At 61.5% G+C, this 23,782-nt stretch carries 25 protein-coding genes; 17 read left to right on the plus strand and 8 right to left on the minus strand.

Features of this window, described 5'->3' with window-relative positions; genetic code table 11:
* The 15 genes from APH41_RS17670 to yegS all read left to right on the plus strand — a co-directional run.
* Nucleotides 1–718, plus strand: a 718-nt coding sequence (locus APH41_RS17670; protein ID WP_177333577.1) for an FHIPEP family type III secretion protein, incomplete at its 5' end; no start/stop codon positions are given.
* A gap of 11 nt (nt 719–729) precedes the next feature.
* Nucleotides 730–2,046, plus strand: coding sequence for a flagellar biosynthesis protein FlhF (gene flhF, locus APH41_RS17675; protein WP_003192914.1), 1,317 nt, complete (start codon nt 730–732; stop codon nt 2,044–2,046).
* A 105-nt stretch (nt 2,047–2,151) separates the two neighbouring features.
* Entirely contained in the window at nt 2,152–2,985 is an 834-nt protein-coding gene (gene fleN, locus APH41_RS17680; protein WP_003192912.1) for a flagellar synthesis regulator FleN, read from the plus strand.
* Nucleotides 2,982–3,722 (plus strand): RNA polymerase sigma factor FliA, encoded by a 741-nt coding sequence (gene fliA, locus APH41_RS17685; RefSeq protein ID WP_003192909.1) that lies wholly within the window; start codon nt 2,982–2,984, stop codon nt 3,720–3,722. Before fleN ends, fliA begins: the two co-directional genes overlap by 4 nt.
* A 167-nt stretch (nt 3,723–3,889) precedes the next feature.
* Entirely contained in the window at nt 3,890–4,264 is a 375-nt protein-coding gene (locus APH41_RS17690; protein WP_003192908.1) for a chemotaxis response regulator CheY, read from the plus strand.
* A gap of 18 nt (nt 4,265–4,282) precedes the next feature.
* Nucleotides 4,283–5,071: a protein phosphatase CheZ gene (locus APH41_RS17695; protein ID WP_003192906.1), complete on the plus strand. Its 789-nt coding sequence runs from the start codon at nt 4,283–4,285 to the stop codon at nt 5,069–5,071.
* Nucleotides 5,072–5,082: 11 nt separating this feature from the next.
* Entirely contained in the window at nt 5,083–7,290 is a 2,208-nt protein-coding gene (locus APH41_RS17700; RefSeq protein WP_054920395.1) for a chemotaxis protein CheA, read from the plus strand.
* Between the two features lie 48 nt (nt 7,291–7,338).
* Nucleotides 7,339–8,469 (plus strand): chemotaxis response regulator protein-glutamate methylesterase, encoded by a 1,131-nt coding sequence (locus tag APH41_RS17705; protein ID WP_054920397.1) that lies wholly within the window; start codon nt 7,339–7,341, stop codon nt 8,467–8,469.
* Nucleotides 8,469–9,209 carry a flagellar motor protein gene (locus APH41_RS17710; RefSeq protein ID WP_003192902.1) on the plus strand — a complete coding sequence of 247 codons (741 nt, stop codon included), beginning with the start codon at nt 8,469–8,471 and terminating at the stop codon, nt 9,207–9,209. Before APH41_RS17705 ends, APH41_RS17710 begins: the two co-directional genes overlap by 1 nt.
* A 205-nt stretch (nt 9,210–9,414) precedes the next feature.
* Nucleotides 9,415–10,302 carry a flagellar motor protein MotD gene (gene motD / locus APH41_RS17715; RefSeq protein ID WP_054920400.1) on the plus strand — a complete coding sequence of 296 codons (888 nt, stop codon included), beginning with the start codon at nt 9,415–9,417 and terminating at the stop codon, nt 10,300–10,302.
* A 51-nt stretch (nt 10,303–10,353) separates the two neighbouring features.
* Nucleotides 10,354–11,142: a ParA family protein gene (locus APH41_RS17720; RefSeq protein ID WP_014719332.1), complete on the plus strand. Its 789-nt coding sequence runs from the start codon at nt 10,354–10,356 to the stop codon at nt 11,140–11,142.
* A complete protein-coding gene (locus APH41_RS17725; protein WP_054920403.1) occupies nt 11,142–11,918 on the plus strand; it encodes a CheW domain-containing protein in 777 nt (258 codons plus the stop codon). Before APH41_RS17720 ends, APH41_RS17725 begins: the two co-directional genes overlap by 1 nt.
* A 79-nt stretch (nt 11,919–11,997) precedes the next feature.
* Nucleotides 11,998–12,480 (plus strand): chemotaxis protein CheW, encoded by a 483-nt coding sequence (locus APH41_RS17730; RefSeq protein WP_003192896.1) that lies wholly within the window; start codon nt 11,998–12,000, stop codon nt 12,478–12,480.
* Nucleotides 12,481–12,873 carry a DUF2802 domain-containing protein gene (locus tag APH41_RS17735; RefSeq protein WP_054896355.1) on the plus strand — a complete coding sequence of 131 codons (393 nt, stop codon included), beginning with the start codon at nt 12,481–12,483 and terminating at the stop codon, nt 12,871–12,873. It abuts the gene before it with no gap.
* A gap of 223 nt (nt 12,874–13,096) precedes the next feature.
* Nucleotides 13,097–14,017, plus strand: a complete 921-nt coding sequence (yegS, locus tag APH41_RS17740; RefSeq protein ID WP_054920405.1) for a lipid kinase YegS — start codon at nt 13,097–13,099, stop codon at nt 14,015–14,017.
* On the opposite strand, the gene APH41_RS17745 is transcribed toward yegS, so the two are convergent.
* From APH41_RS17745 to APH41_RS17755, 3 genes are all read right to left on the minus strand, one after another.
* Nucleotides 13,976–14,635: a response regulator transcription factor gene (locus tag APH41_RS17745; RefSeq protein WP_054920408.1), complete on the minus strand. Its 660-nt coding sequence runs from the start codon at nt 14,633–14,635 to the stop codon at nt 13,976–13,978. The two genes, yegS and APH41_RS17745, sit on opposite strands and share 42 nt — an antisense overlap.
* Entirely contained in the window at nt 14,632–15,525 is an 894-nt protein-coding gene (locus APH41_RS17750) for a sensor histidine kinase (protein ID WP_054920411.1), read from the minus strand. The genes APH41_RS17745 and APH41_RS17750 overlap by 4 nt, the downstream gene beginning before the upstream one ends.
* A gap of 358 nt (nt 15,526–15,883) precedes the next feature.
* Nucleotides 15,884–16,327, minus strand: coding sequence for a hypothetical protein (locus APH41_RS17755; protein WP_169918712.1), 444 nt, complete (start codon nt 16,325–16,327; stop codon nt 15,884–15,886).
* Nucleotides 16,328–16,874: 547 nt separating this feature from the next.
* Here APH41_RS17755 and APH41_RS17760 point away from each other — a divergent pair.
* Nucleotides 16,875–17,810: a chemotaxis protein CheV gene (locus APH41_RS17760; protein ID WP_034126805.1), complete on the plus strand. Its 936-nt coding sequence runs from the start codon at nt 16,875–16,877 to the stop codon at nt 17,808–17,810.
* 38 nt (nt 17,811–17,848) lie between these two features.
* Nucleotides 17,849–18,655: an MOSC domain-containing protein gene (locus APH41_RS17765; protein ID WP_054920414.1), complete on the plus strand. Its 807-nt coding sequence runs from the start codon at nt 17,849–17,851 to the stop codon at nt 18,653–18,655.
* A 47-nt stretch (nt 18,656–18,702) separates the two neighbouring features.
* Here the strand turns inward: APH41_RS17765 and APH41_RS17770 are convergent, their stop codons facing one another.
* From APH41_RS17770 to atuD, 5 genes are all read right to left on the minus strand, one after another.
* Nucleotides 18,703–18,987, minus strand: coding sequence for a pyrimidine/purine nucleoside phosphorylase (locus APH41_RS17770; protein WP_003226701.1), 285 nt, complete (start codon nt 18,985–18,987; stop codon nt 18,703–18,705).
* A gap of 222 nt (nt 18,988–19,209) precedes the next feature.
* Nucleotides 19,210–19,752, minus strand: a complete 543-nt coding sequence (locus APH41_RS17775; RefSeq protein ID WP_019818536.1) for an exonuclease domain-containing protein — start codon at nt 19,750–19,752, stop codon at nt 19,210–19,212.
* 74 nt (nt 19,753–19,826) lie between these two features.
* Nucleotides 19,827–21,710: an acetyl/propionyl/methylcrotonyl-CoA carboxylase subunit alpha gene (locus APH41_RS17780; protein WP_054920416.1), complete on the minus strand. Its 1,884-nt coding sequence runs from the start codon at nt 21,708–21,710 to the stop codon at nt 19,827–19,829.
* A gap of 109 nt (nt 21,711–21,819) precedes the next feature.
* Complete coding sequence (locus APH41_RS17785) at nt 21,820–22,581, minus strand: enoyl-CoA hydratase/isomerase family protein (RefSeq protein WP_054920418.1); 762 nt, start codon at nt 22,579–22,581, stop codon at nt 21,820–21,822.
* The gene (atuD, locus tag APH41_RS17790) at nt 22,578–23,735 is read right to left on the minus strand and encodes a citronellyl-CoA dehydrogenase (RefSeq protein WP_054896351.1); all 1,158 of its coding nucleotides are present in this window, start codon (nt 23,733–23,735) and stop codon (nt 22,578–22,580) included. Before atuD ends, APH41_RS17785 begins: the two co-directional genes overlap by 4 nt.
* Between the last annotated feature and the right edge of the window lie 47 nt (nt 23,736–23,782).

Below are 23,782 nucleotides of genomic sequence, written 5' to 3' on the forward strand. Positions count from 1 at the left end.
AGCGGTGTGGATCGAAGTCAGCCAGCGCAGCCAGGCGCAGTCCCTCGGTTACACCGTGGTGGATGCCAGCACCGTGGTCGCCACGCACCTCAACCAGATTCTCTACAAGCACTCCCACGAGTTGATCGGCCACGAGGAAGTCCAGCAATTGATGGGCTTGCTGGCCAAATCGTCGCCAAAACTGGCCGAAGAGCTGGTGCCTGGCGTGCTGTCACTGTCGCAGTTGCTCAAGGTGTTGCAAGCGCTGTTGGCCGAACAGGTGCCCGTGCGCGACATTCGCAGCATTGCCGAGGCCATCGCCAACAATGCCGCCAAGAGTCAAGATACTGCCGCTCTGGTGGCGGCGGTGCGTGTCGGCGTGTCCCGCGCAATCGTGCAAAGCATTGTAGGGACTGAGTCGGAGCTGCCTGTGATCACCCTGGAGCCCAGGTTGGAACAAATATTGCTCAATAGTATTCAGAAGGCAGGGCAAGGCCAGGAAGAGGGCGTTTTACTGGAGCCAAGCATGGCTGAAAAGCTGCAGCGTTCGTTGATCGACGCCGCACAGCGCCAGGAAATGCAGGGCAACCCGGTGATCCTGCTGGTGGCCGGCCCGGTTCGCGCGATGTTGTCGCGGTTCGGACGCCTGGCTGTACCGAATTTGCACGTGTTGGCTTACCAGGAAATTCCTGACAATAAGCAAGTGACTATTGTCGCGACAGTTGGGCCCAATGGCTGAGGTAGTGGGTTATGCAAGTTAAGCGTTTTTTCGCCGCCGATATGCGTCAGGCCATGAAACTGGTCCGTGATGAGCTGGGCGCCGATGCCGCGATTATCGGTAACCGTCGGATTGCCGGCGGTGTCGAGCTGACGGCTGCCCTGGATTACACGCCTCAGGCGCTGGCCCCGCGCGTGCCGAACATGGAGCTCGAAGACGAGCTGCGCAAGACCGCCTCGCGCATTGTGTCGGCCCAGGCTGAACTGAGCATGCGCGGTGACAGCGACGCCAGCACCAATCGCCAGTTGTTTGCCGGCCTGCCGCTGACCGCCGCCGAGCCGCTGGTTGAACCCACCTTTGTCGAACCGCCGCGTCCTGCAGCGCCTGCCCCGGCTGCCGCAGTTGACCAGCGCGTGATTGACTCGATGCGTTTTGAACTCAACGGCCTGCGTGAATTGCTCGAAGTGCAGCTCGGCTCGCTGGCCTGGACCCAACTGCAAGGCAGCAAGCCGCAGCAAGCCAACCTCTGGCGTCGCCTGCAACGCATCGGCCTGTCCGGCCCGTTGTCCCGCGACCTGCTGGCCTTGACCGCTGAAGTCGAAGAGCCGCGCCAGGCCTGGCGCATGCTGCTGGCGCACTTGGCGCGCATGATTGCCACGCCGGAAATCGAACCCCTGGAAGAGGGCGGTGTAATCGCCATGGTCGGCCCCGCCGGCATGGGCAAGACCACCACCCTGGCAAAGCTTGCGGCCCGTTACGTGCTTAAATACGGCGCGCAGAATATCGCCCTGGTGAGCATGGACAGTTACCGTATCGGCGCTCAGGAGCAGCTCAAGACCCTGGGCCGCATCCTCAACGTGCCGGTAACCCATGTCGACCCGGGCCAGTCCCTGGCCAATGCCCTCGACCCGTTGCTGCGCAAGCGCGTGGTGCTGATCGATACCGCCGGCCTGCAAGCCAGTGATCCGGCGCTGCGCATGCAGCTCGAAAGCCTGGCCGGGCGAGGCATCAAGTCAAAAAATTACCTGGTGCTTGCAACCACCAGCCAGAAACAGGTTCTTACCGCTGCTTATCACAGTTACAAGCGTTGCGGCCTGGCCGGTTGCATCCTCACCAAGCTCGATGAAACCGCGAGCCTGGGCGAGGTGTTGAGCCTGGCCATCAGCCATGAATTACCGGTTGCCTACCTCACCGACGGGCCGCGGATCCCGGATGATCTGCATCTGCCGCGCCGTCATCAGTTGGTCAGCCGTGCCGTGAGTGTGCAAATGCAAGACGAGCCTAGCGAGGAAGCGATGGCCGATATGTTCGCCGACCTTTACCACCACCCGGCTAAACGGGTGGGTTGAGGCAGGATGAACACCGTGAAATGTACCTACATCGATGGTCTGCAAGCGATTCACGCGGCCAAGCCATGTAGCCTGCGTCTAAGCAAGACAAGGTAAAGAAATAAAATGGGCAGCATGCATCCCGTACAGGTGATCGCGGTGACCGGCGGCAAAGGTGGCGTCGGGAAAACTAACGTGTCAGTGAATTTGTCCCTGGCCCTGGCAGAGCTTGGCCGTCGCGTCATGCTGCTGGATGCTGACCTGGGCTTGGCGAACGTGGACGTTCTGCTGGGGCTGACACCCAAACATACCCTGGCCGATGTGATCGAAGGCCGTTGTGAGCTGCGCGACGTGCTGCTCCAGGGCCCCGGAGGCATTCGCATCGTGCCGGCGGCCTCGGGCACCCAGAGCATGGTGCACCTGAGCCCCGCGCAGCATGCCGGGCTGATCCAGGCGTTCAGCGACATCGGCGACAACCTCGACGTGCTGGTGATCGACACCGCCGCCGGGATCGGCGAGTCGGTGGTCAGCTTTGTACGCGCAGCGCAGGAAGTGCTGTTGGTGGTGTGCGACGAGCCCACCTCGATCACCGATGCCTACGCGCTGATCAAACTGCTTAACCGTGACTACGGCATGAACCGCTTTCGCGTGTTGGCCAACATGGCCCAGAGCCCGCAGGAAGGGCGCAACCTGTTCGCCAAGTTGACCAAGGTCACGGATCGCTTCCTCGATGTGGCCTTACAATACGTCGGCGCAGTTCCCTATGACGAGTGTGTGCGCAAGGCCGTGCAAAAGCAGCGTGCGGTCTACGAAGCGTTCCCTCGTTCGAAATGCGCACTGGCGTTCAAGGCCATTGCCCAGAAGGTCGATACCTGGCCGTTGCCCGCCAACCCGCGGGGGCATCTGGAGTTTTTCGTCGAGCGTTTGGTGCATCAGACGAGCGCAGGACCGGTGCTATGACATCCAGCGGCTACAACCTTTACAAAAAGTCGGCACGTGACAGCCAGGGCGAATTGATCGAGCGCTATGCGCCGTTGGTCAAGCGCATTGCCTATCACCTGTTGGCGCGCCTGCCTGCGAGTGTGCAGGTCGAAGACTTGATCCAGGCCGGCATGATCGGCCTGCTTGAAGTCTCGACCAAATACGACGCCAGCAAGGGTGCCAGTTTCGAAACGTATGCGGGTATCCGTATCCGTGGCGCGATGCTCGATGAAGTGCGTAAAGGCGATTGGGCGCCGCGTTCGGTACACCGCAATACGCGCATGGTCAGCGATGCAATTCGTGCAATTGAAGCAAAAACCGGTCGTGACGCTAAAGATCATGAAGTTGCGGCCGAACTCCAATTGAGTCTCGACGATTACTACGGGATTTTGAACGATACCTTGGGCAGCCGCCTGTTCAGTTTCGACGACCTTTTACAGGACGGCGAACACGAAGGGCTGCACGAGGACGGCGCGAGCGCGCATACGGAGCCGTCGCGCGACCTGGAAGATGAACGCTTCCAGGGCGCGTTGGCCGATGCAATCGCCAATTTGCCAGAGCGTGAGCGGCTGGTGCTGGCGCTGTACTACGACGAAGAGCTTAACCTCAAGGAAATCGGTGAGGTCCTGGGGGTCAGCGAATCGCGTGTCAGCCAGTTGCATAGCCAGTGCGCAGCCCGCTTGCGGGGCCGATTGGCCGAGTGGCGCGCGCGCTGACAGGCAGTGTGGGGGCACTGCAGACGCTGCCGTGAGATCGCAAGGTTTCGCGGCTATGTGCCGTGGTGCCCTGGGCAGTCCTTTTTGTGTAACGCCTGTTGATTGAAATGGCGCGTCCAGGTGCTGGGCGCGTTTAAGACTGCTTGGAGGTCGAATTGGACAAGAACATGAAAATCCTCATCGTTGATGACTTCTCAACGATGCGGCGGATCATAAAAAACCTGTTGCGTGACCTTGGGTTCACCAACACGGTCGAGGCGGATGACGGCCTGACGGCCATTCCGATCCTCAACAGCGGGAGCATCGACTTTCTGGTGACCGACTGGAACATGCCGGGCATGACCGGTATCGACCTGCTGCGCCATGTGCGCGCCGATGAAAAACTGCGCAGCCTGCCTGTGCTGATGGTGACCGCCGAAGCCAAGCGCGAACAGATCATCGAAGCCGCCCAAGCCGGGGTCAACGGTTACGTGGTCAAGCCATTCACGGCACTGGCCTTGAAAGAGAAGATCGAGAAAATCTTCGAACGCATCCACGGCTAATGCCATCGCGGGGGAGCTATGGAGCATAACGAAACGTCACAGGGCGACTTTGAGTCGACCCTGAAAAAACATGCTCACCAGTTGGTCGACAGCCTGGAAAAAGGCCAGTTCGCCGATGCGGTGCAGTTGATCCATGAGCTTAACCAGACCCGTGACCGCGGCCTGTACCAGGAAGTGGGCAAGCTCACACGCGAGCTGCACAGCGCAATCGTCAATTTCCAGATTGACCCGCGCATGCCCCAGGCCGAAGAAATTTCCCAGATCACTGATGCCACTGAACGTCTGTCCTATGTGGTCAGGCTGACTGAGGCAGCGGCCAACCGCACCATGGACCTGGTGGAAAACGCCACGCCCCTGGTCAACGGCATGGCCACCGAAGCCCAGGCCTTGAGCCAGGACTGGGGCCGCTTCATGCGCCGCGAAGTGGGCGCTGAAGAGTTTCGTGAATTGGCGCGTCGCGTCGACGGGTTCCTGTCGCGCAGCGAACAGGAAAACCGCACGGTGGCCAGCAACCTCAACGACATCCTGCTGGCCCAGGATTACCAGGACCTCACCGGTCAGGTGATCAAGCGCGTGACCCAGTTGGTCACCGAAGTGGAAAGCAACTTGCTCAAATTGGTGCTGATGGCCGGCCAGGTCGATCGTTTTGCCGGCATCGAACATGACCGCGAAGCGATCCTCTCGGAAAAAGATCCACAAAAACATCTCGCCAAGGGTGAAGGTCCGCAGATTCATGCCGATAAACGTGAAGACGTTGTGTCAGGTCAGGATGACGTAGATGACCTGTTATCCAGTTTAGGCTTCTAAGGAGCACCCACATGAGCTTCGGCGCCGATGAAGAAATCCTTCAGGATTTCCTTGTAGAGGCCGGCGAAATTCTAGAGCAACTGTCCGAACAACTGGTCGAGCTGGAAAGCCGACCGGATGATGCGAACCTGCTCAATGCAATTTTTCGCGGTTTTCACACTGTAAAAGGGGGCGCCGGCTTCCTCCAGCTCCATGAGCTGGTGGAGTGCTGCCACATCGCCGAGAACGTCTTCGACATCCTGCGCAAGGGTGAGCGTCACGTCGACTCGGAATTGATGGACGTGATTCTCGAAGCACTGGATGCGGTCAACGGCATGTTCAGCCAGGTGCGTGAACGTGCACCGATCACCGCTGCCACCCCGGAACTGCTGGCCGCCCTGGCGCGCCTGGCCGAACCTGCCGACACCGCGGCTGTGCCGGTGGTCGAGGCTGCGCCGGAGCCGGTGGCGCAAGCCGAGCCGGACGTGACCGACAGCGAGTTCGAACAACTGCTCAACTCCCTCAGCGCGGTCAAGGCCGAAGCTGAAGCGCCGGTGCAGCCTGCCGCGACGCCGAGCAGTGAAGACATTACCGACGCCGAATTCGAGTCGTTGCTCGACCAGTTGCACGGCAAAGGCCAGTTCGCAGCAGATGCCGTGGCCCCGCCTGCCGCTGCGCCAGAAGCACCCGCTGCCAACGCCAGCACCGACATCACCGACGACGAGTTCGAGGCACTGCTCGACCAACTGCATGGCAAAGGCACCTTTGTGGCTGAAGCCCTGCCTGAGGTGGCGGCCACTGCCGCCGCTGCGCCTGCGGCCAGCGCAGCACCTGCCGATGATGGGCTGATCTCCGATCACGAATTCGAAGCTCTGCTCGACGAGTTGCACGGCAAAGGCAAGTTCAGCGAAGTGGCCCCGGCCGCTGCCGCCCAGGTTACAGCACCAGCCGCTGCCACTGCGGCACCGGTTGCTGCCAAACCTGCGCCGGCTGCCAAGCCAGCACCTGCCGCCGCCCCGGCCCCTGCGCGTGCAGCGGCCCCAGCGGCAGCGGAAAAACCTGCCAGCGAAGCCGAAACCACCGTGCGCGTGGATACCGCGCGCCTGGACGACATCATGAACATGGTGGGCGAACTGGTGCTGGTGCGTAACCGCCTGGTGCGCCTGGGCCTGAACAGTGGCGACGAAGCCATGCAGAAGGCCGTGTCGAACCTCGACGTGGTCACCGCCGACCTGCAAACCGCGGTGATGAAAACGCGGATGCAGCCGATCAAGAAAGTCTTCGGCCGTTTCCCGCGCCTGGTTCGCGACCTGGCGCGCCAGCTCAAGAAAGAAATCAACCTGGAGCTGGTGGGCGAAGAAACCGACCTCGACAAAAACCTCGTCGAGGCCCTGGCCGACCCGCTGGTCCACTTGGTGCGCAACGCGGTCGACCACGGCGTAGAAACTCCGGAAGAACGCGAAGCTGCGGGCAAGTCCCGCAACGGCAAAGTGATTTTGGCGGCGGAGCAAGAGGGCGACCACATCCTGCTGTCGATCACCGATGACGGCAAAGGCATGGACCCGACCATCTTGCGCAATATCGCGGTCAAGCGCGGCGTGATGGACAAGGACGCCGCCGACCGCCTCACCGATACCGAGTGCTACAACCTGATCTTTGCCCCGGGGTTTTCGACCAAGACCGAGATCTCCGACGTGTCCGGGCGTGGCGTGGGCATGGACGTGGTGAAGACCAAGATCAGCCAGCTCAACGGCTCGATCAATATCTACTCGACCAAGGGCCAGGGCTCCAAGATCGTCATCAAGGTGCCGTTGACCCTGGCGATCATGCCGACCCTGATGGTGATGCTGGGCAACCAGGCGTTCGCCTTCCCGCTGGTCAACGTCAACGAGATCTTCCACCTCGACCTGTCGCGCACCAACGTGGTGGACGGCCAGGAAGTGGTGATCGTGCGCGACAAAGCGTTGCCGCTGTTCTACCTCAAGCGCTGGCTGGTGGCCTCGGCCGCCCATGAAGAACAGCGCGAAGGCCATGTGGTGATTCTGTCCGTGGGCACCCAGCGCATCGGCTTTGTGGTCGACCAACTGGTGGGCCAGGAAGAAGTGGTGATCAAGCCTTTGGGCAAGATGCTGCAGGGAACCCCAGGCATGTCGGGCGCAACCATTACCGGTGACGGTCGCATCGCACTGATTCTCGATGTTCCGAGCATGCTCAAGCGTTACGCCGCACGGCGTATTTGATTTTGGTGGGGCAGGGCGGTCATGCCCGCCCCGCCTAACGGAGTGTTTATGGCAGTCAAGGTCCTGGTGGTGGACGATTCGGGTTTCTTCCGCCGCCGCGTCTCGGAAATTCTTTCCGCTGATCCAACGATCCAGGTGGTCGGCACGGCCACCAACGGCAAAGAGGCGATCGATCAAGCCATTGCCTTGAAGCCGGACGTGATCACCATGGACTACGAGATGCCGATGATGGATGGCATCACGGCCGTGCGCCACATCATGCAACGCTGCCCTACACCGGTATTGATGTTTTCCTCGCTGACTCACGAAGGCGCGCGGGTGACCCTCGACGCTTTGGATGCCGGCGCGGTGGACTTTTTGCCGAAGAATTTCGAAGACATCTCGCGCAACCCTGACAAGGTCAAGCAGATGCTGTGCGAGAAGGTGCACAGCATTTCCCGCAGTAACCGTCGCAGCTTGTTCAGCACGCCCGCGCCAGCTGCCACGCCTGCGCCCGCAGCAGCGGCGCCGACCTCGTCGTTTGCGCGCCCGGCGCCTGCGCCCGTGGCCCGGCCTGCGGTAGCGCCGGTACGTGCCGCCGCAGCGCCGAGTGCGCATTCGCCCGCGCCCAAGCGCAAGGCTTACAAGCTGGTCGCCATCGGCACCTCTACCGGCGGCCCGGTGGCCTTGCAGCGGGTATTGACTCAACTGCCGGCCAACTTCCCGGCGCCGATTGTGCTGGTGCAACACATGCCGGCGGCGTTCACCAAAGCCTTCGCCGAGCGCCTGGACAAGCTGTGCCGTATCACCGTCAAGGAAGCCGAGGATGGCGACGTTCTGCGTCCTGGCCTGGCACTGCTGGCGCCGGGCGGCAAGCAGATGATGGTGGACGGGCGTGGCGCGATCAAAATCCTGCCGGGCGATGAGCGCCTGAACTACAAGCCGTGTGTGGACATCACCTTCGGTTCGGCGGCCAAGTCCTATGGCGACAAAGTTCTGGCGGTGGTGCTCACCGGTATGGGCGCCGATGGCCGTGAAGGTGCGCGCCTGCTCAAACAGGGCGGTAGCGCCATCTGGGCCCAGGATGAAGCCAGTTGCGTGATCTATGGCATGCCCATGGCCATCGTCAAGGCTGACCTGGCCGATGCGGTCTACAGCCTGGACGACATCGGCAAGCACCTGGTGGAGGCCTGCCTCTGATGGATGTGTTGAGCCTGATCGGCATCACCATGGCGTTTGTCGCCATCATTGGTGGCAACTACCTGGAAGGCGGCCACCTCGGCGCCTTGGCCAACGGCCCGGCAGCGCTGATCGTGATCGGTGGCACCGTGGGCGCGGCGTTGTTGCAGTCGCCCCTGAGCTCATTCAAGCGTGCCATGCAGATTCTGGTGTGGATCATTTTTCCGCCACGGGTCGACCTGGCAGGCGGTATCGACCGTGTGGTCAATTGGAGCCTCACCGCCCGCAAGGAAGGCCTGCTGGGCCTGGAAGGCGTGGCCGATGCCGAGCCTGACAGCTACGCGCGCAAAGGCCTGCAACTGTTGGTCGATGGCGCCGAACCGGAAGCGATCCGCAGCATCCTCGAAGTGGATTTCTACACCCAGGAAAGCCGTGACATCAATGCGGCCAAAGTCTTTGAAAGCATGGGCGGCTATGCGCCGACCATTGGCATCATCGGCGCGGTGATGGGCCTGATCCACGTGATGGGCAACCTGGCCGACCCTTCGCAACTGGGCAGCGGCATTGCCGTGGCATTTGTCGCGACCATCTACGGCGTGGCCAGTGCCAACCTGGTGTTGCTGCCGGTGGCCAGCAAGCTCAAGTCGATTGCCATGCGCCAGTCGCGTTATCGCGAAATGTTGCTCGAAGGCATCCTGTCGATTGCCGAGGGCGAAAACCCGCGCTCCATCGAATTGAAGCTTCAGGGCTTCATGGATTGATGGGTATGCACATTGACCTGTGGCCAGTGAGCTTTATGTGGCGAGCGAGCTTGCTCGCGCTGGGCTGCGAAGCAGCCCCAAAACCAGGTACCGCAATCTGTCTGAACAAACGCGTTGCCTGGATGGGGGCCGCTTCGCGCCCCAGCGCGAGCAAGCTCGCTCGCCACAATAAAGCGGCCAATAGCGGTCAGGGAGGTATTTGCCTGTGAGCCGTCGCCGTCGCGAGCCTGAAGAGCACGTCAACCACGAACGCTGGCTGGTGTCCTACGCGGACTTCATCACCTTGCTGTTCGCGTTTTTCGTGGTGATGTACTCGATCTCGTCGATCAACGAAGGCAAGTACAAGATCATTTCCCAGGCGCTGGTCGGCGTGTTCAACGATGCCGAGCGGGCGATCAAGCCGATCCCCATCGGCGAAGAGCGGCCCAAGACGGTGACCCCGGCCAAGCCCCTGGTCAATGACAGTGATGAAACCGCCGCCGGCATCCAAGGCACCAGCGACCCGCTCAAAAGTATCGCCGACGATATCAGTGCCGCCTTTGGCGACCTGATCAGCTCCAACCAGATGACCGTGCGCGGCAATGAGTTGTGGGTGGAGATCGAGCTGAACTCCAGTCTGTTGTTCGCCAGTGCCGATGCGTTGCCCAGTGACCAGGCGTTCACGATCATCGACAAGGTGGCGGCGATCCTCAAACCGTTTGAAAACCCGATCCACGTGGAAGGCTTCACCGACAATTTCCCCATCAGCACCGCGCAGTACCCGACCAACTGGGAACTGTCCTCGGCCCGCGCGTCGAGCATCGTGCGCATGTTGGCCATGCAGGGCGTGAACCCCCAGCGCCTGGCGTCGGTGGGCTATGGTGAATTCCAGCCGGTGGCCAATAACGCCACGGTGGAAGGCCGCGCCCGTAACCGCCGGGTGGTGCTGGTGGTCTCGCGCAACCTGGATGTGCGTCGCAGCCTGACCGGTACTGGCACTGCCAATGCCACCCCGGATGCGGCGTTGAAGCGTGCTGGCACACAAACTGCACCGCCCGTTGTCAAGCCGCCGGTCCGACCGAGTAACGTCAATTCTCCGTCGCTGGCTCAATAACCGTATGCAATGTCTCGGTCGCGCCTGTGCCCGCCGGGAGGAACCAACCGAATGAGAGTCTGGGCAGTTGCCAATCAAAAGGGTGGAGTCGGCAAGACCACCACTTCCATCGCCTTGGCCGGTTTGCTGGCCGAAGCGGGCAAGCGTGTGGTCGTGGTCGACCTGGACCCCCACGGTTCCATGACCAGCTATTTCGGCTACGACCCGGATGCGCTGGAACACAGCTGCTATGACCTGTTTTTGCACAAGGGCAGCGTGCCGGCGGATCTGCCTGGGCAACTGCTGTTGCCCACCAGCAACGAAAGCATTTCCCTGCTGCCGTCGAGCACTGCCCTGGCCACCCTGGAGCGCCAGTCGCCAGGCCAGAGCGGCCTGGGCCTGGTGATCGCCAAGACCCTGGCGCAGCTGTGGCAGGACTTCGATTACGCGATCATCGACAGCCCGCCGTTGCTCGGCGTGCTGATGGTCAATGCGTTGGCGGCCAGCCAGCAATTGGTGATCCCGGTGCAGACCGAGCACCTGGCGGTCAAGGGCCTGGAGCGTATGGTCAGCACCCTGGCGATGATCAACCGTTCGCGCAAGCAGGCGCTGCCGTTCAGTATCGTGCCGACCTTGTTCGACCGTCGCACCCAGGCGTCCCTCGGCACCTTGCGCGTATTGCGCGATGCCTACCCGGACACCATCTGGAATGGCTACATCCCGGTGGACACGCGCCTGCGTGACGCCAGCCGTGCCGGGCTCACACCGTCGCAGTTCGACGGCAAGAGCCGTGGCGTGCTGGCCTACCGTGCGTTGCTCAAGCACCTGCTGTCGCAACAGCTTGTGGCGCAGGTGGCGTGATGAACCGTCCTGTCGAATTCAAGACCCGCCCGCAACTGGCTCTGGAATCCTACCTGGATGCCTTGCTGCAGGATGCGACGGCCGAGGAACTGCCAGAACCGATTCTGGTACTTGAGCCTGCTGTCGAACCCGAAAGCCCGCTGGATGAATTCCAGCAGGCGGTGATGGAAGAACAGGCACGGGATGCGCAGGTGGTGGTGCCAAGCGCCCCGGCGGTGGTGGCGCCCCCGGTGGTCGAACCGCTGGTGGACGTGCACCTGCCGCCCAGCATCACGCCGCCGCCGATGACGGGCGACGGTCGCCCCTCATGGGCTGCCGAGCCGTTCGAGTGCCTGCTGTTCGACGTCGCCGGGTTGACCCTGGCGGTGCCGCTGGTGTGCCTGGGCTCGATCTATTCCCTGGAAGGCCAGGAGCTGACGCCGCTGTTCGGGCAGCCGGAGTGGTTCCTCGGCATCCTGCCCAGCCAGGCCGGCAACCTCAAGGTGCTGGATACGGCGCGTTGGGTGATGCCCGACCGCTACCGCGATGATTTTCGCCAGGGCCTGCAATACGTGATCTCGGTGCAGGGCTACGAGTGGGGGCTGGCGGTGCATCAAGTCAGCCGCTCGCTGCGCCTGGACCCGAATGAAATCAAATGGCGCAGCCACCGCGGCCAGCGGCCGTGGCTGGCGGGCACTGTGATCGAACACATGTGCGCGTTGCTGGATGTCGCCGAACTGGCCGAGTTGATCGCCAGTGGTGCGGTGAAGGCAATGCCACAGAACAAACGCAGTTGATTGAACAATAAGGGCCGTGCGGTTGCGCGGCCTACGTGCACACACGCCGTCGATAGCGGCATTTGAAGGGGTCAGATGAATGAACAAGTCAGCGTCCGCACAAGGTTTGGATGATCCGATCCTGCAATGGGTGACCTTCAAGCTGGACAACGAAACCTACGGCATCAACGTGATGCGCGTGCAGGAAGTGTTGCGCTACACCGAGATCGCCCCGGTTCCAGGCGCGCCAAGCTACGTGCTGGGCATCATCAACCTGCGCGGCAACGTGGTGACGGTGATCGACACCCGTCAGCGGTTCGGCCTGGACACGGTTGAAGTCAGCGACAACACCCGTATCGTGATCATCGAAGCCGACAAGCAAGTGGTTGGCATCCTGGTCGACAGCGTGGCCGAGGTGGTTTACCTGCGCCAATCGGAAGTGGAAACCGCACCGAACGTGGGTAACGAAGAGTCGGCCAAGTTCATCCAGGGCGTGTGCAACAAGAACGGCGAACTGCTGATTCTGGTTGAGCTGGACAAGATGATGAGCGAAGAAGAATGGTCGGAACTGGAGAGCATCTGATTGTTCCTTGAGGCAGCGGTGATTGTCCTGGCCCTGTTGTGGGCCGGGACCTTGGCGTTTGTGCTGCGCTATATGCGCCAGCAGCGGGAGTCTGCCTTGCAACAGGCCGAGCGCGATGCGGTGCGCGACCGGCGCATTCTGGAACTGGTCAAGCGTGTTGATCACTTCCAGCAAAGTGCGGTGCGGGTTGGGGATGAAGTGCATGAACTGCGCGCGATTCTCGCGCCGTTGCCCGACAGGTTGGTGCAGTTGGAGCAGCGTGATCCGTCGAACCTGTCGTTTGCCCAGGCGGCCAAGCTGGTCGGCATGGGGGCGACGGTGGATGAGCTGACCCAGTCATGTGGGCTGACCCAGGCTGAGGCGCAGTTGATGAGTAAGTTGCACAAGGGCTGATTCTCGATAGCGGCCTGGCAGCCGACGCTTCTCTACCTTGCGCCCAACGATCCAACTGTGGGAGCTGGCTTGCCTGCGATGACGGCCTGCCAGCCGACATCTATCTGCCTGACAGCCCACATTTTGATCTGCATACCTCAATCAATTTTCTCCAGCCACAGACTTTTCCTGTTCCCCAAAGGTCAACATCCTTCAAGCACCTTGACCCAGGAGATTCTCCCAAATGACCGCCCCCAAAGCCCTGTTGATCCTCCACGGCAAACAAGCCCTCAACGAGGATGTGCGCGCTGCTGTGCTGTCGCGGCGTGAGCAGGGTGGGGAGTTGGCGGTGCGGGTGACCTGGGAGGGCGGTGATGCCCGGCGACTGGTCAATGAAGCCCTGGCCGAGGGGTACACCCATATCATTGCCGGCGGTGGCGACGGCACCTTGCGCGATGTGGCCGAAGCCATGGCCCATGCCAACACCGACGCCAGCCTGGTGCTGATGCCCCTGGGCACCGCCAATGATTTCGCCAAGGCCGCCGGCGTGCCGTTGGAGCCGGCTGGCGCCCTGGCCTTGCTGGACGTACAGCCCAGGGCGATCGACCTGGGCCAGGTCGGTGGGCAAATCTTCCTGAACATGGCCACCGGTGGTTTTGGCAGCCAGGTCACGGCCAACACGTCCGAAGACCTGAAGAAGGTCTTGGGCGGTGCCGCGTACCTGTTCACCGGTTTAACCCGCTTCAGTGAATTGAAAGCCGCCTACGGTGAATTGGAAGGCCCGGATTTCCACTGGAAAGGCGAGTTGCTCGCGCTGGGCATCGGTAACGGTCGCCAGGCCGGTGGCGGGCATGTGCTGTGCCCCGGTGCATTGGCTGATGACGGGCTGTTGGATGTCAGCATCCTGCCGGCGCCTCAGGAGGTGGTCGGCACGTTGCGTGAGTTGATGAACAACGGCTGGGGCCTGGACACCATGTTCGTGCGCGCACGCCTGCCCTGGGTGAAGATCAAGGTCGCACAAGGCTTGTACATCAACCTCGACGGCGAGCCGCTGGAAGGCGACGACCTGCACTTCGAGGCGCTGCCCAAGGCCCTGCGCGTGCACTTGCCGCTGGGTTCGCCGTTAGTCGTCCAGGCTGATGATCTGCTCACGCACGGCAAATAACACCAGGCCCGCCACGTCAAAAATCTGCAAGCGCTTCATGATCTGCGAGCGGTGGGCTTCGACAGTCTTGATGCTCAGGCCCAGGCCGTGGGCAATTTCCCGGGTGGATTTGCCGCGCACGATCAAGCGCAGGATTTCCAGTTGCCGCGCCGTCAGGCTGTGGCTGTGGGCGACAGGCGCACTGGGGGCCTGGCTACGGATCAGCGCCTGGTTGATCACTGTGTGGGCGATGGCGGGGCTCAGGTAGCGTTCGTTGTTACGCAGGGCCAGCAGGGCATGTTCCAGCTCGTTGGCGGTGGTGTCCTTGAGCAGGTAGCCGTGGGCACCAGACTCCAGGGCGCGCATGATCATCTCGGGATCGGTGTGCATCGACAGGATCAGCACTTTGCACTTGGGGTAGGCGCGCTTGAGTTGCTGCAAGGCATCCAGGCCCCCGGTGTGTTTCATCGACAGGTCCAGCAGCACAATGTCGGGCTGCAGGGCGCAGAATTTCTCAAGCAGTTGCGCGCCGTCGCTGGCCTCGCCAACAACGGCGTAGCCGGGGATATCCAGGATCAGCGCGCGCACGCCGGCGCGGATCAAGGCATGGTCATCGACCAGGAGCAGATTGCAGGTCACCGGAGAACCTTATGGGCACTGGCCCGTTCGAGGGCGCGGGGGGCCCAGGGGAAAAGTGCGTGGATGCGTGTGCCGTTGCCCGGCTGGCTGCTGACGGACACGGTGCCGCCCAACTGGTGGGCCCGTTCGCACATGCCGGCCATACCCCGTTGGCCTTCCTTGCCGGGGTCGGCGGCAGGTGCGAAGCCCTGACCGTCATCGCATATCGTCAGGGACAGCCCTTCCGGCAAGCGTTGCAGGCGCACCAGCAGGTTGTGTGCCTTCGCATGGCGCAGCATGTTGGTGACCGCTTCCTGGGTGATGCGAAAGGCCGCCACGGCCATTTCTTCGGGAATGCCGGTGAGGCGTTGCTGGCACTCCAGGCTCCAGCACACCTGGGTATTTTCCAGGGCCTTGAGCAGGTGCGCGCGCAGGCTGGCTTCCAGCCCCAGGCTTGCCAGTTGGCGAGGGTTGAGAATGGCGGACACGTCGCGCACCTTGGCCAGGGTTTCATTGAGCGTGTTGCAGAGCACCGAGCAATGAATTTGCAGGTCTTGGGGCAGTCGACGCTGCAACCATTCGCTTTGCAACTTGGCGGCGGTCAGCAATTGGCCGATGTCATCGTGCAGCTCGCGGCTGAGGCGGTGGCGTTCGTTTTCCTGGACTTGCAGCAGGCGGTCGGCCAGTTCCTGGGGCTGGAACTTGATGGCTTTGCGCGAGCGCCACTGGTGCAGGGCGACCACTGCAAGCGTAACCAGGTTGAGCAACACAATCACTAACGGCAGCGGTGTGCCTTGCAGGTAAACCCACAGGCTGACCAGCAGTGAGCACAGGCACAGGGCAAGGATGAGGGGGCGCGCATGGCGGCGGGACACGAACCTTGCGATGAGTGACTTGAGGCTGGCGTACATAGCGGATGGAGCCAATGAGGGTTCACTGCGCGAAGACCGGTCACGGCGGTTGACTAGGCTCTGTCGAGAGTGCGGTGCCGGTTCGTGGTTATCCATAATGAAGTTGCTTCATTTCGAGCGAGGCATGGTACCACCACTATTACCGTTGGTCGCCTGGCATATTCCTCCCTCGATATATTAACCACGTCAATGCCCTGACGGTCAGGCCAGCGCTCTTGAGTTGTATTAGTTAGACTGATTTGTACAATTTTTAAGGTGCTGGCTAATTGATATTTCTTCAGTCTCTAGAAGTGTTTCATCTTTGGCTTAAACGGTCGCTTTTAGATAACACGGGTATTAAATACGACCTCTCCTTGGTTTAAGACCTCTGCTGTAGACGCTGCTGATGGCCGTAGTCTTTTTGCGGAATCTGCGAGGTCACCGTGGCAATCAGCGAAGTTTGCTCACTGTCATCCAGGCCCAGTTCCCCGGTACGGATGTCAATCAGCTCCAGTTGCCAAGCCAGTAACCTCAGGCAGTCGTGCAACGCCTCCAGGGCCTGGTCATGCAGTTGCACCGGGCTCACGGCATTGGCGATCAGGTATTGAATATGCCGGGAGAACTCGCTGATCGCCTGCAAGGCCAGGCCATCGGCTTTTTCTGCCAGTTTGGCCAAGCTGGTTTTCATGCAGTCGATGGCGTCGCTGTCATTGCGGATCAAATGCAGGTGGTTCAGGCATTCCTCGGACTTGGCCAGCAGCATTTCGGCTTCCAGCAAAAACTCGGGAAGCGCGGTTTGCCATTCGTTCGCGCTATTCATCATGCAAGTCTCCACAACTTAAGGTCGGGTGATGAGATGTCGCACCGGGTGAATGGCTTAAAACTAGCGCTGAAATACGACTGGGGCGTGTAGGTTGCTTCCGATAATCCAGTAGGACGTTTATTGAAAAACTCACGAATGCCGCCTTTAACCGCTGTTAGGCGGGATGACGCAACTTCAGTTGCCGATACGTGAGTGCCTGAAAGGCCCGTAGACCAAGGGCTTGGGTGGGCAAACAAAAGCCTGACTCCATTCATGCAATGAGAATGGCGTCACATTAATGGCTATTAGATATCGCGAATATCAGGTTGGGCCTGATTGCGTATAGGGGAATCCCCTATGTGGTGGAACTGCACGTCAATTCGACTGTCGCGCAAGGCGGCTTGATAGAGCATCAAGGGCCCAAGCAGTAAAGCATGATGTCAGTGTGACATCAATGGATTTACATGGCATTTTATTGGGGTCAAGGTCCGGCGCTTGCCGCCGATAACGTGCTTATACAGCTGCATACCCTTTCACGCGCCTGCGGCGTGTACACCAGGAGCTTTTAATGGCCGGCATTCTCGACACGGTAGATCAACGCACGCAATTGGTGGGTGAGAATCGCCTGGAAATTCTCATGTTCCGCCTCTTCGGACGGCAGTTGTTCGCGATCAACGTGTTCAAAGTGCAGGAAGTGCTGCAATTGCCCAAGCTGACCCTGATGCCCCAGCGCCACCCGTTCGTGTGTGGGGTGGTCAACCTGCGTGGCCAGACCCTGCCGGTGATCGATCTGTCCCAGGCCATCGGCATGCGTCCTTTGGTGCCGGGCCCCAACAGCACCATTATCGTCACCGAATATAATCGCTCGGTGCAGGCGTTCCTGGTGGGCGGCGTCGACCGCATCGTCAACATGAACTGGGAAGCCATCCTGCCGCCGCCGACCAGCGCCGGTCGCCAGCACTACCTCACCGCCATCAGCAAGGTCGATGAGCAACTGGTGGAAATCATCGACGTGGAAAAAGTCCTCGCCGAGATCGTGCCCTACAACGCCAAGGTCTCCCGGGACAAACTTGAAGACCCGGTGCTGGAGCGTGCCCGTGGCCGCGAAGTGCTTCTGGTGGATGATTCCAACGTGGCGTTGTCGCAGTTGCGTGACACCCTGGGCCAGTTGGGCGTGAAGATGCACGTCGCCAGCGACGGTCTCAAGGCACTGAACATGCTCAAGGCTTGGGCCGACAGCGGCCAGGTGATGACCGACAAACTGCTGATGATCTTCACCGACGCCGAAATGCCCGAGATGGATGGCTACCGTCTCACTACCGAAATCCGCAACGACCCGCGCCTGCGTGGTCTGTACGTGGTGATGCACACCTCGCTGTCGGGCAGCTTCAATGACTCGATGGTCAAGAAGGTCGGCTGCGACAATTTCCTCTCCAAATTCCAGCCGGACAAGCTGGTGGACGTGGTACGCCAGCGACTGATGTTGGACGAAATGCCCGCCTGACTTTAGGATGACACTTTGTTTCCTAGGAAGGCAGGCCCATGCTGCGTCTCAGCGCGTTGTACCGTTACCCCTTGAAGTCCGGCAAGGCCGAAGCCTTGCAGCAGATTGGCCTGGATAAACTCGGGTTGGACGGGGATCGACGCTGGATGCTGGTGGATGAAGCCAGCGGGCGGTTCCTGACGCAACGGGCCGTGGCGAAGATGAGCCAGCTCTCGGCGTTGTGGAACAGCAGCGGGGGCCTGACCCTGAGTTCGCCGGGCTACGCGCCATTGGATGTGGCATTGCCGGGCAGCGCCAGCGAACTGCGTGGTGTGACCATCTGGCGCGACACCCTGCGTGTGCCGGATGCTGGCGATGAGGCCGCGGCCTGGGTCAGTGCATTCATTGGCAAGCCGACGCGCCTGGTGCAACTGCCCCTGGAACGTGCGCGCACCACCGAAGCCGGGTATGGCAAGGATGACGACAAGGTCGGCTTCGCTGACGGCTACCCGTTGCTGTTGATCGGCCAGGGCTCCCTCGACGACTTGTGTGAAAAGATCGGCCGCCCGATGCAGATGCTGCGTTTTCGTCCCAACCTGGTCATCGAGGGCGCCGAGGCTTTCGCCGAAGACGGCTGGAAGCGCTTGCGCATCGGCGACGTGGAGTTTCGGGTGGTCAAGCCGTGCTCGCGGTGCATCCTCACCACAGTCGACCCCCAGACCGGTGAGCGCAGCCCCGACCGCGAGCCTTTCGCGACGCTGCAAACCTACCGCCAGACCGAAAAGGGCGCGATGTTCGGCCAGAACCTGGTCAACGATGGCATCGGGCGCCTGGAAGTCGGCATGCCGGTAACGGTGCTGGAATAAAAAAGCCCGTCTCGTGGGAGACGGGCTTTTTGTGTGCCGGGTACCGCTTAGCCGCGGTATTCACACAGGTAGGCGGTGTCCACCGCAACCTTCAACTGGAACTTGCTGTTGGCCGGTACGTTGAACTGGCTGCCGGCAGCGAAGGTTTCCCAGTCGCTGCTGTCGGGCAGCTTCACGGTCAGGGCGCCGGAGACCACGTGCATGATTTCACGTTGGGCGGTGCCGAATTCGTATTCACCCGGAGCCATCACGCCGATGGTCGCCGGCCCTTCTGCGGTGCCGAAAGCGATCGACTTGACGGTGCCGTCGAAGTACTCGTTGACTTTGAACATGGGTGAATCCTCGGAAAAGATGGATGCTTACGCTCATCACTGCAGGCGCGGGCTTCTGTGGCGAGGGAGCTTGCTCCCGTTGACTGCGTAGCAGTCCCCGTTTTTTGGGGGCGCTTCGCACCCCAGCGCAAGCAAGCTTGCTCGCCACAGGATTTCGTTGGTGCAGGTGGGTAGCAACAAAGGAAATTGGCTGGCCAGTATGCCCAAGGCTGTGGACGCTGCCTAGACCGGCAATATCAGCGGCAGCAGGCGTGCGGTGTTGCGTGCATCCTCCAGGGCGCGATGCTGCTGGCCATTGAACTGCATTCCTGCCAATTGCAGCGCACCATTGAGCCCCAGCGGCTTGTCCAGGCGCCGGGCCTTGGCAAAGCGTTGCTTGAGGTTCACATGCGGGGTGTCGCCCAAGGCGCTGGCGAGGCCATGGCGCTGCCACTCCAGCTCAAGCTGCACGCGATCATAGTCACCCCAACTGGCCCAGCCTTCCAGGCGTGGCTGATGTTGGCCCAGCCAGCGCTCGAACAGCGGCCACACCTCGGTGATCGGCGCGGCCATGTCGATATTGGCCTGGGTGATATGGGTGAGTTTGCGGCAAAAGGGTGTCAGCAACGGCCGGCGCAAGGGCCGCACAAAGCGCTGGAAGTGGTCCAGTTCGCGGCCCTGGCGGTTGACCAGGCTGGCGCCGATCTCGATGACTTCCATCTCTGTCACGGGCCAGCCGCCGTCATCCGTTGTGGCTTCAAGGTCAATAATCAGCCAATGAGGCATGTGCAGGTTCCCGTACTCGTCCCTTCCTGATGGGGATAGAGCGTAGCCCGGCCCTGTAGTTCCGCCTAGGGGCGTTATTCGATCTCCAGCAAAACCTGACGGTTGCGCACCTGGTCGCCCGTCATGACGCGCATCTCCTTGACGGTGCCATCGATGCCGGCCTTCAACGGGTGCTCCATTTTCATCGCTTCGAGCACCAGCAACAGTTGGCCTTTGCTGACGGTCTCACCGACGCACACCCGTATATCGACGATGGCGCCGTCCATGGGCGCCTGGACCGTGCCGCTGCTGGCGTCGGCCTGGCGGCTGGCGACTTGCTGGGTGCGGTCTGTGACAGTCAGCCCTGGTAGCCATAGCCGGTTGCCGTCCAGGTGATAAGCGATGCGTCGGCGGACCCCCTTGATGACCAGGCTGGCGTGGCGGCCGTCGGTGGTGAGTTGCAGGTCGTCAACGCTGACGCTGTGGAGTTGGCCGTTGGCCTCCAGACGGTACGTTACCGGGACACTCGCCGTATTGCGCCAGCGCGCAAGTGTTTGGGTGTGCTGGTTGGCGCTGTGTTGATAAAACAGCGCGGCGGCCAGCTTGAGCTGTTCAGCGGTCGCCGTCTGCTGTGGGATGACGCTGAAGTGTTCGGCGATCAACCCCGTGCTGAAGTCGCCATTGATAAAGTCCGGGTGCTTGAGCAGGTCGATGAGCAAACGCTGGTTGGTCGCCACGCCCAGCAATACGCTGTCTTCCACGGCCCGCAGCAGTTTTCGCCGGGCTTCTTCGCGGCTGGCGCCGTGGGCGATGATCTTGCCCAGCATCGAGTCGTAGAACGGGCTGACGGTTTGGCCTTCAAGCAATCCATGGTCGATGCGTACGCCGGGGGCTGGTTCCCAACGCAACACGTCACCGGTTTGCGGCAGGAAGCCCTGGGCCGGGTCTTCGGCGTACAGGCGTACTTCCATGGCGTGGCCGGTCAGGGTCACCTGTGATTGGGTGAGTGGCAGCGGTTGGCCGGCGGCGATCTGCAACTGCCAGTCCACCAGGTCGAGGCCGGTAATCATCTCGGTGACGGGGTGTTCGACTTGCAGGCGCGTGTTCATTTCCAGGAAATAAAACTGGCCGTTGCGGTCGAGCAGAAACTCCACGGTGCCGGCACCTACATAGCTCACCGCCCGCCCGGCCTTGAGCGCGGCTTCGCCCATGGCCTGGCGCAGATCGGGCGTCATCACGGGGCAGGGCGCTTCTTCAATGACTTTCTGATGGCGGCGCTGTATCGAACAGTCGCGTTCGCCGAGGTAAATGAGGTTGCCATGGCTGTCGCCGAACAGCTGCACTTCCACGTGGCGCGGGTCGATCAGCGCCTGTTCGAGGATCAGCTCGTCGCTGCCGAACGCATTCATGGCTTCCGAGCGTGCGGTGCGCAGTTGCTCCAGCAGCTGTTCGCGCTGGTGCACCAGGCGCATGCCACGCCCACCGCCACCGGCGCTGGCCTTGATCATCAGTGGGAAGCCGATGCGTTCGGCTTCCCGTTGCAGGGTGGCATCGTCCTGGGCACTGCCTTGATAACCGGCGATGCAAGGTACGCCGGCGTCGAGCATGGCGAGTTTGGACAGGCGTTTGCTGCCCATCAGTTCGATCGCCTCGGCGCTGGGGCCGATGAAGGTGAGCGTGGCCTGCTGGCAGGCGCGGGCGAAGTCGGGGTTTTCCGAGAGGAAGCCGTAGCCGGGGTGAATGGCGTCGGCGCCGGTCAGTTGGGCGGCGGCGAGGATGGCCTCTGTGTTCAGGTAGGACTGGTGGACGGGCGCCGGGCCGATGTGTACGGCTTCGTCGGCCATCTGCACGTGCAGGGCATCGGTATCCGCGTCGCTGTACACGGCCACGGTGCGGTAGCCGAGGGCCTGGGCAGTGCGCTGGATGCGGCAGGCGATTTCACCGCGGTTGGCGATCAGGATCTTGGTGAATGCGGGCATTGGGTTATCCCTTGGTGGATGTGGCGTGTGTTGGGGCTTCTTCGCAGGCAAGCCAGCTCCCACATTTGAAATGTCTCCCCCTGTGGGAGCTGGCTTGCCTGCGATGGCGTCATCGAGACCAACTCGGCTTTCGCTTCTGCACAAACGCCTGCGTCCCCTCGACCCCTTCTTCACTCCTCACCGCCTCGGCAAACCACTGCGCCCCGCGATCCAGCACGGCCTCAAGGGGCTCATCCACACTGGCCAGCAACAGCGCTTTAGTCCGTGCGTTCGCCCCCGGCGCACACTGCAACACCTGCCCCAATACCTCATCCACCCGCTGCGCCAATGCCTGGGCGTCGTGCTCGACAAAATGCACCACTCCCAGCCGCCCAGCCTCCACCCCATCAAACCGCGCCGCCGTCAGCGCCAGGCGCCGCGTGTGAGTAAGGCCAATACGCTTGACCACAAACGGCGCAATCTGCGCCGGCAACAAGCCCAGGCGGGTCTCGGGCAAGCCGAACTGCGCCTGGCCCTCTGCAATCGCAATATCACTCACGCACGCCAGCCCGAACCCACCGCCCAGCACCGCGCCTTGCAGCACCGCGATCACCACGGGTGTCAGTGCCTGCACCTCTTGCAGCAAGGTGCCAAATGCGCGGTTCAACGCTTGCAGTGGATCCCCCGCGCTGACCAGATCCTTCACATCGGCCCCCGCGCAAAAATGCCCGCCCGCGCCGCTGATCACCACGGCGCGCACCTGGCTGTCCAACTGCGCCAGTACCGCGCGCAGCTCATTGACCATTTCAAGGCTCATTGCATTGCGGCATTCGGGCCGGTTGAGGGTGATATGCAGCACGCCGTTGTGGGCTTCTAGCAGCAAGGTGCTCATGGCTTTTTACCGGGCAGGGTGCCCATCAGTTTGCAGATGATGCCCAGCATGATTTCGTCGGCACCGCCGCCAATCGACACCAGGCGCACGTCGCGATAGGCGCGGGCCACCGGGTTGTCCCACATGAAGCCCATGCCGCCCCAATATTGCAGGCAGCTGTCGCTGACCTCACGGCCCAGGCGCCCGGCCTTGAGTTTGGCCATGGAGGCCAGCCGCGTGACGTCCTGGCCCTTGATGTACTGCTCGGTGGCCTGGTAGACCAAGGCGCGCAGGCATTCGATTTCGGTGGCCAGTTCCGCTAGGCGGAAGTGGATCACCTGGTTGTCGATCAACGCCTTGCCGAAGGTTTGGCGCTCCTTGCAGTATTCGATGGTGCTGTCGATGCAGTACTCCAGGCCCTTGATCATATTGGCCGCGCCAAACAGGCGTTCCTCCTGGAACTGCAACATCTGCATCATGAAGCCCGCGCCTTCGTGGCCGATGCGGTTGCGTTGCGGTACGCGCACGCCGTCGAAAAACACCTGGGCGGTCTCGGAGCTGTGCATGCCGAGTTTTTCCAACGGCGGACTGACGCTGATGCCGGGGCTGTTCATCGGCACCATGATCAGGGATTTGTTGATGTGCGGCTTGTCGTCCGAGGTGTTGGCCAGCAGGCAGATGAAGTCAGCGCTGGGCGAATTGGTGATCCACATCTTGCTGCCATTGATCACGTAGTCGTCGCCGTCCTTGCGCGCATGGGTCTTGAGCCCGGCCACGTCGGAGCCGGCGCCGGTTTCCGAGACGCCGATGCAGCCCACTTGTTCGCCGCTGATGGCCGGGCGCAGGAACTCTTCGCGCAGTTCATCGGAGCCGAAGCGCGCCAGGGCCGGAGTGCACATATCGGTCTGCACACCAATGGACATGGGGATGCCGCCGCAGCGGATGGTGCCGAACTCTTCGGCGGCGACAATGGAGTAGCTGTAGTCCAGGCCCATGCCGCCGAATTTTTCCGGTTTGGAGATGCCCAGCAGGCCGAGGTCGCCGGCCTTGCGGAAGATTTCGTGAATGGGGAAGCGCCCGGCTTTTTCCCATTCATCCACGTACGGGTTGATCTCGCGGTCGACGAAGGCGCGCACGGTGCGGCGCAGTTCCTGGTGTTCCTGGGTGAAGATCATTTTTATTGTTCTCCCTGTTGGGACGCGGAGCGTCCTGGTTTGCATTC

The organism is Pseudomonas sp. NBRC 111138 (assembly GCF_001320835.1).
Classification (GTDB): Bacteria; Pseudomonadota; Gammaproteobacteria; order Pseudomonadales; family Pseudomonadaceae; genus Aquipseudomonas; species Aquipseudomonas paracarnis.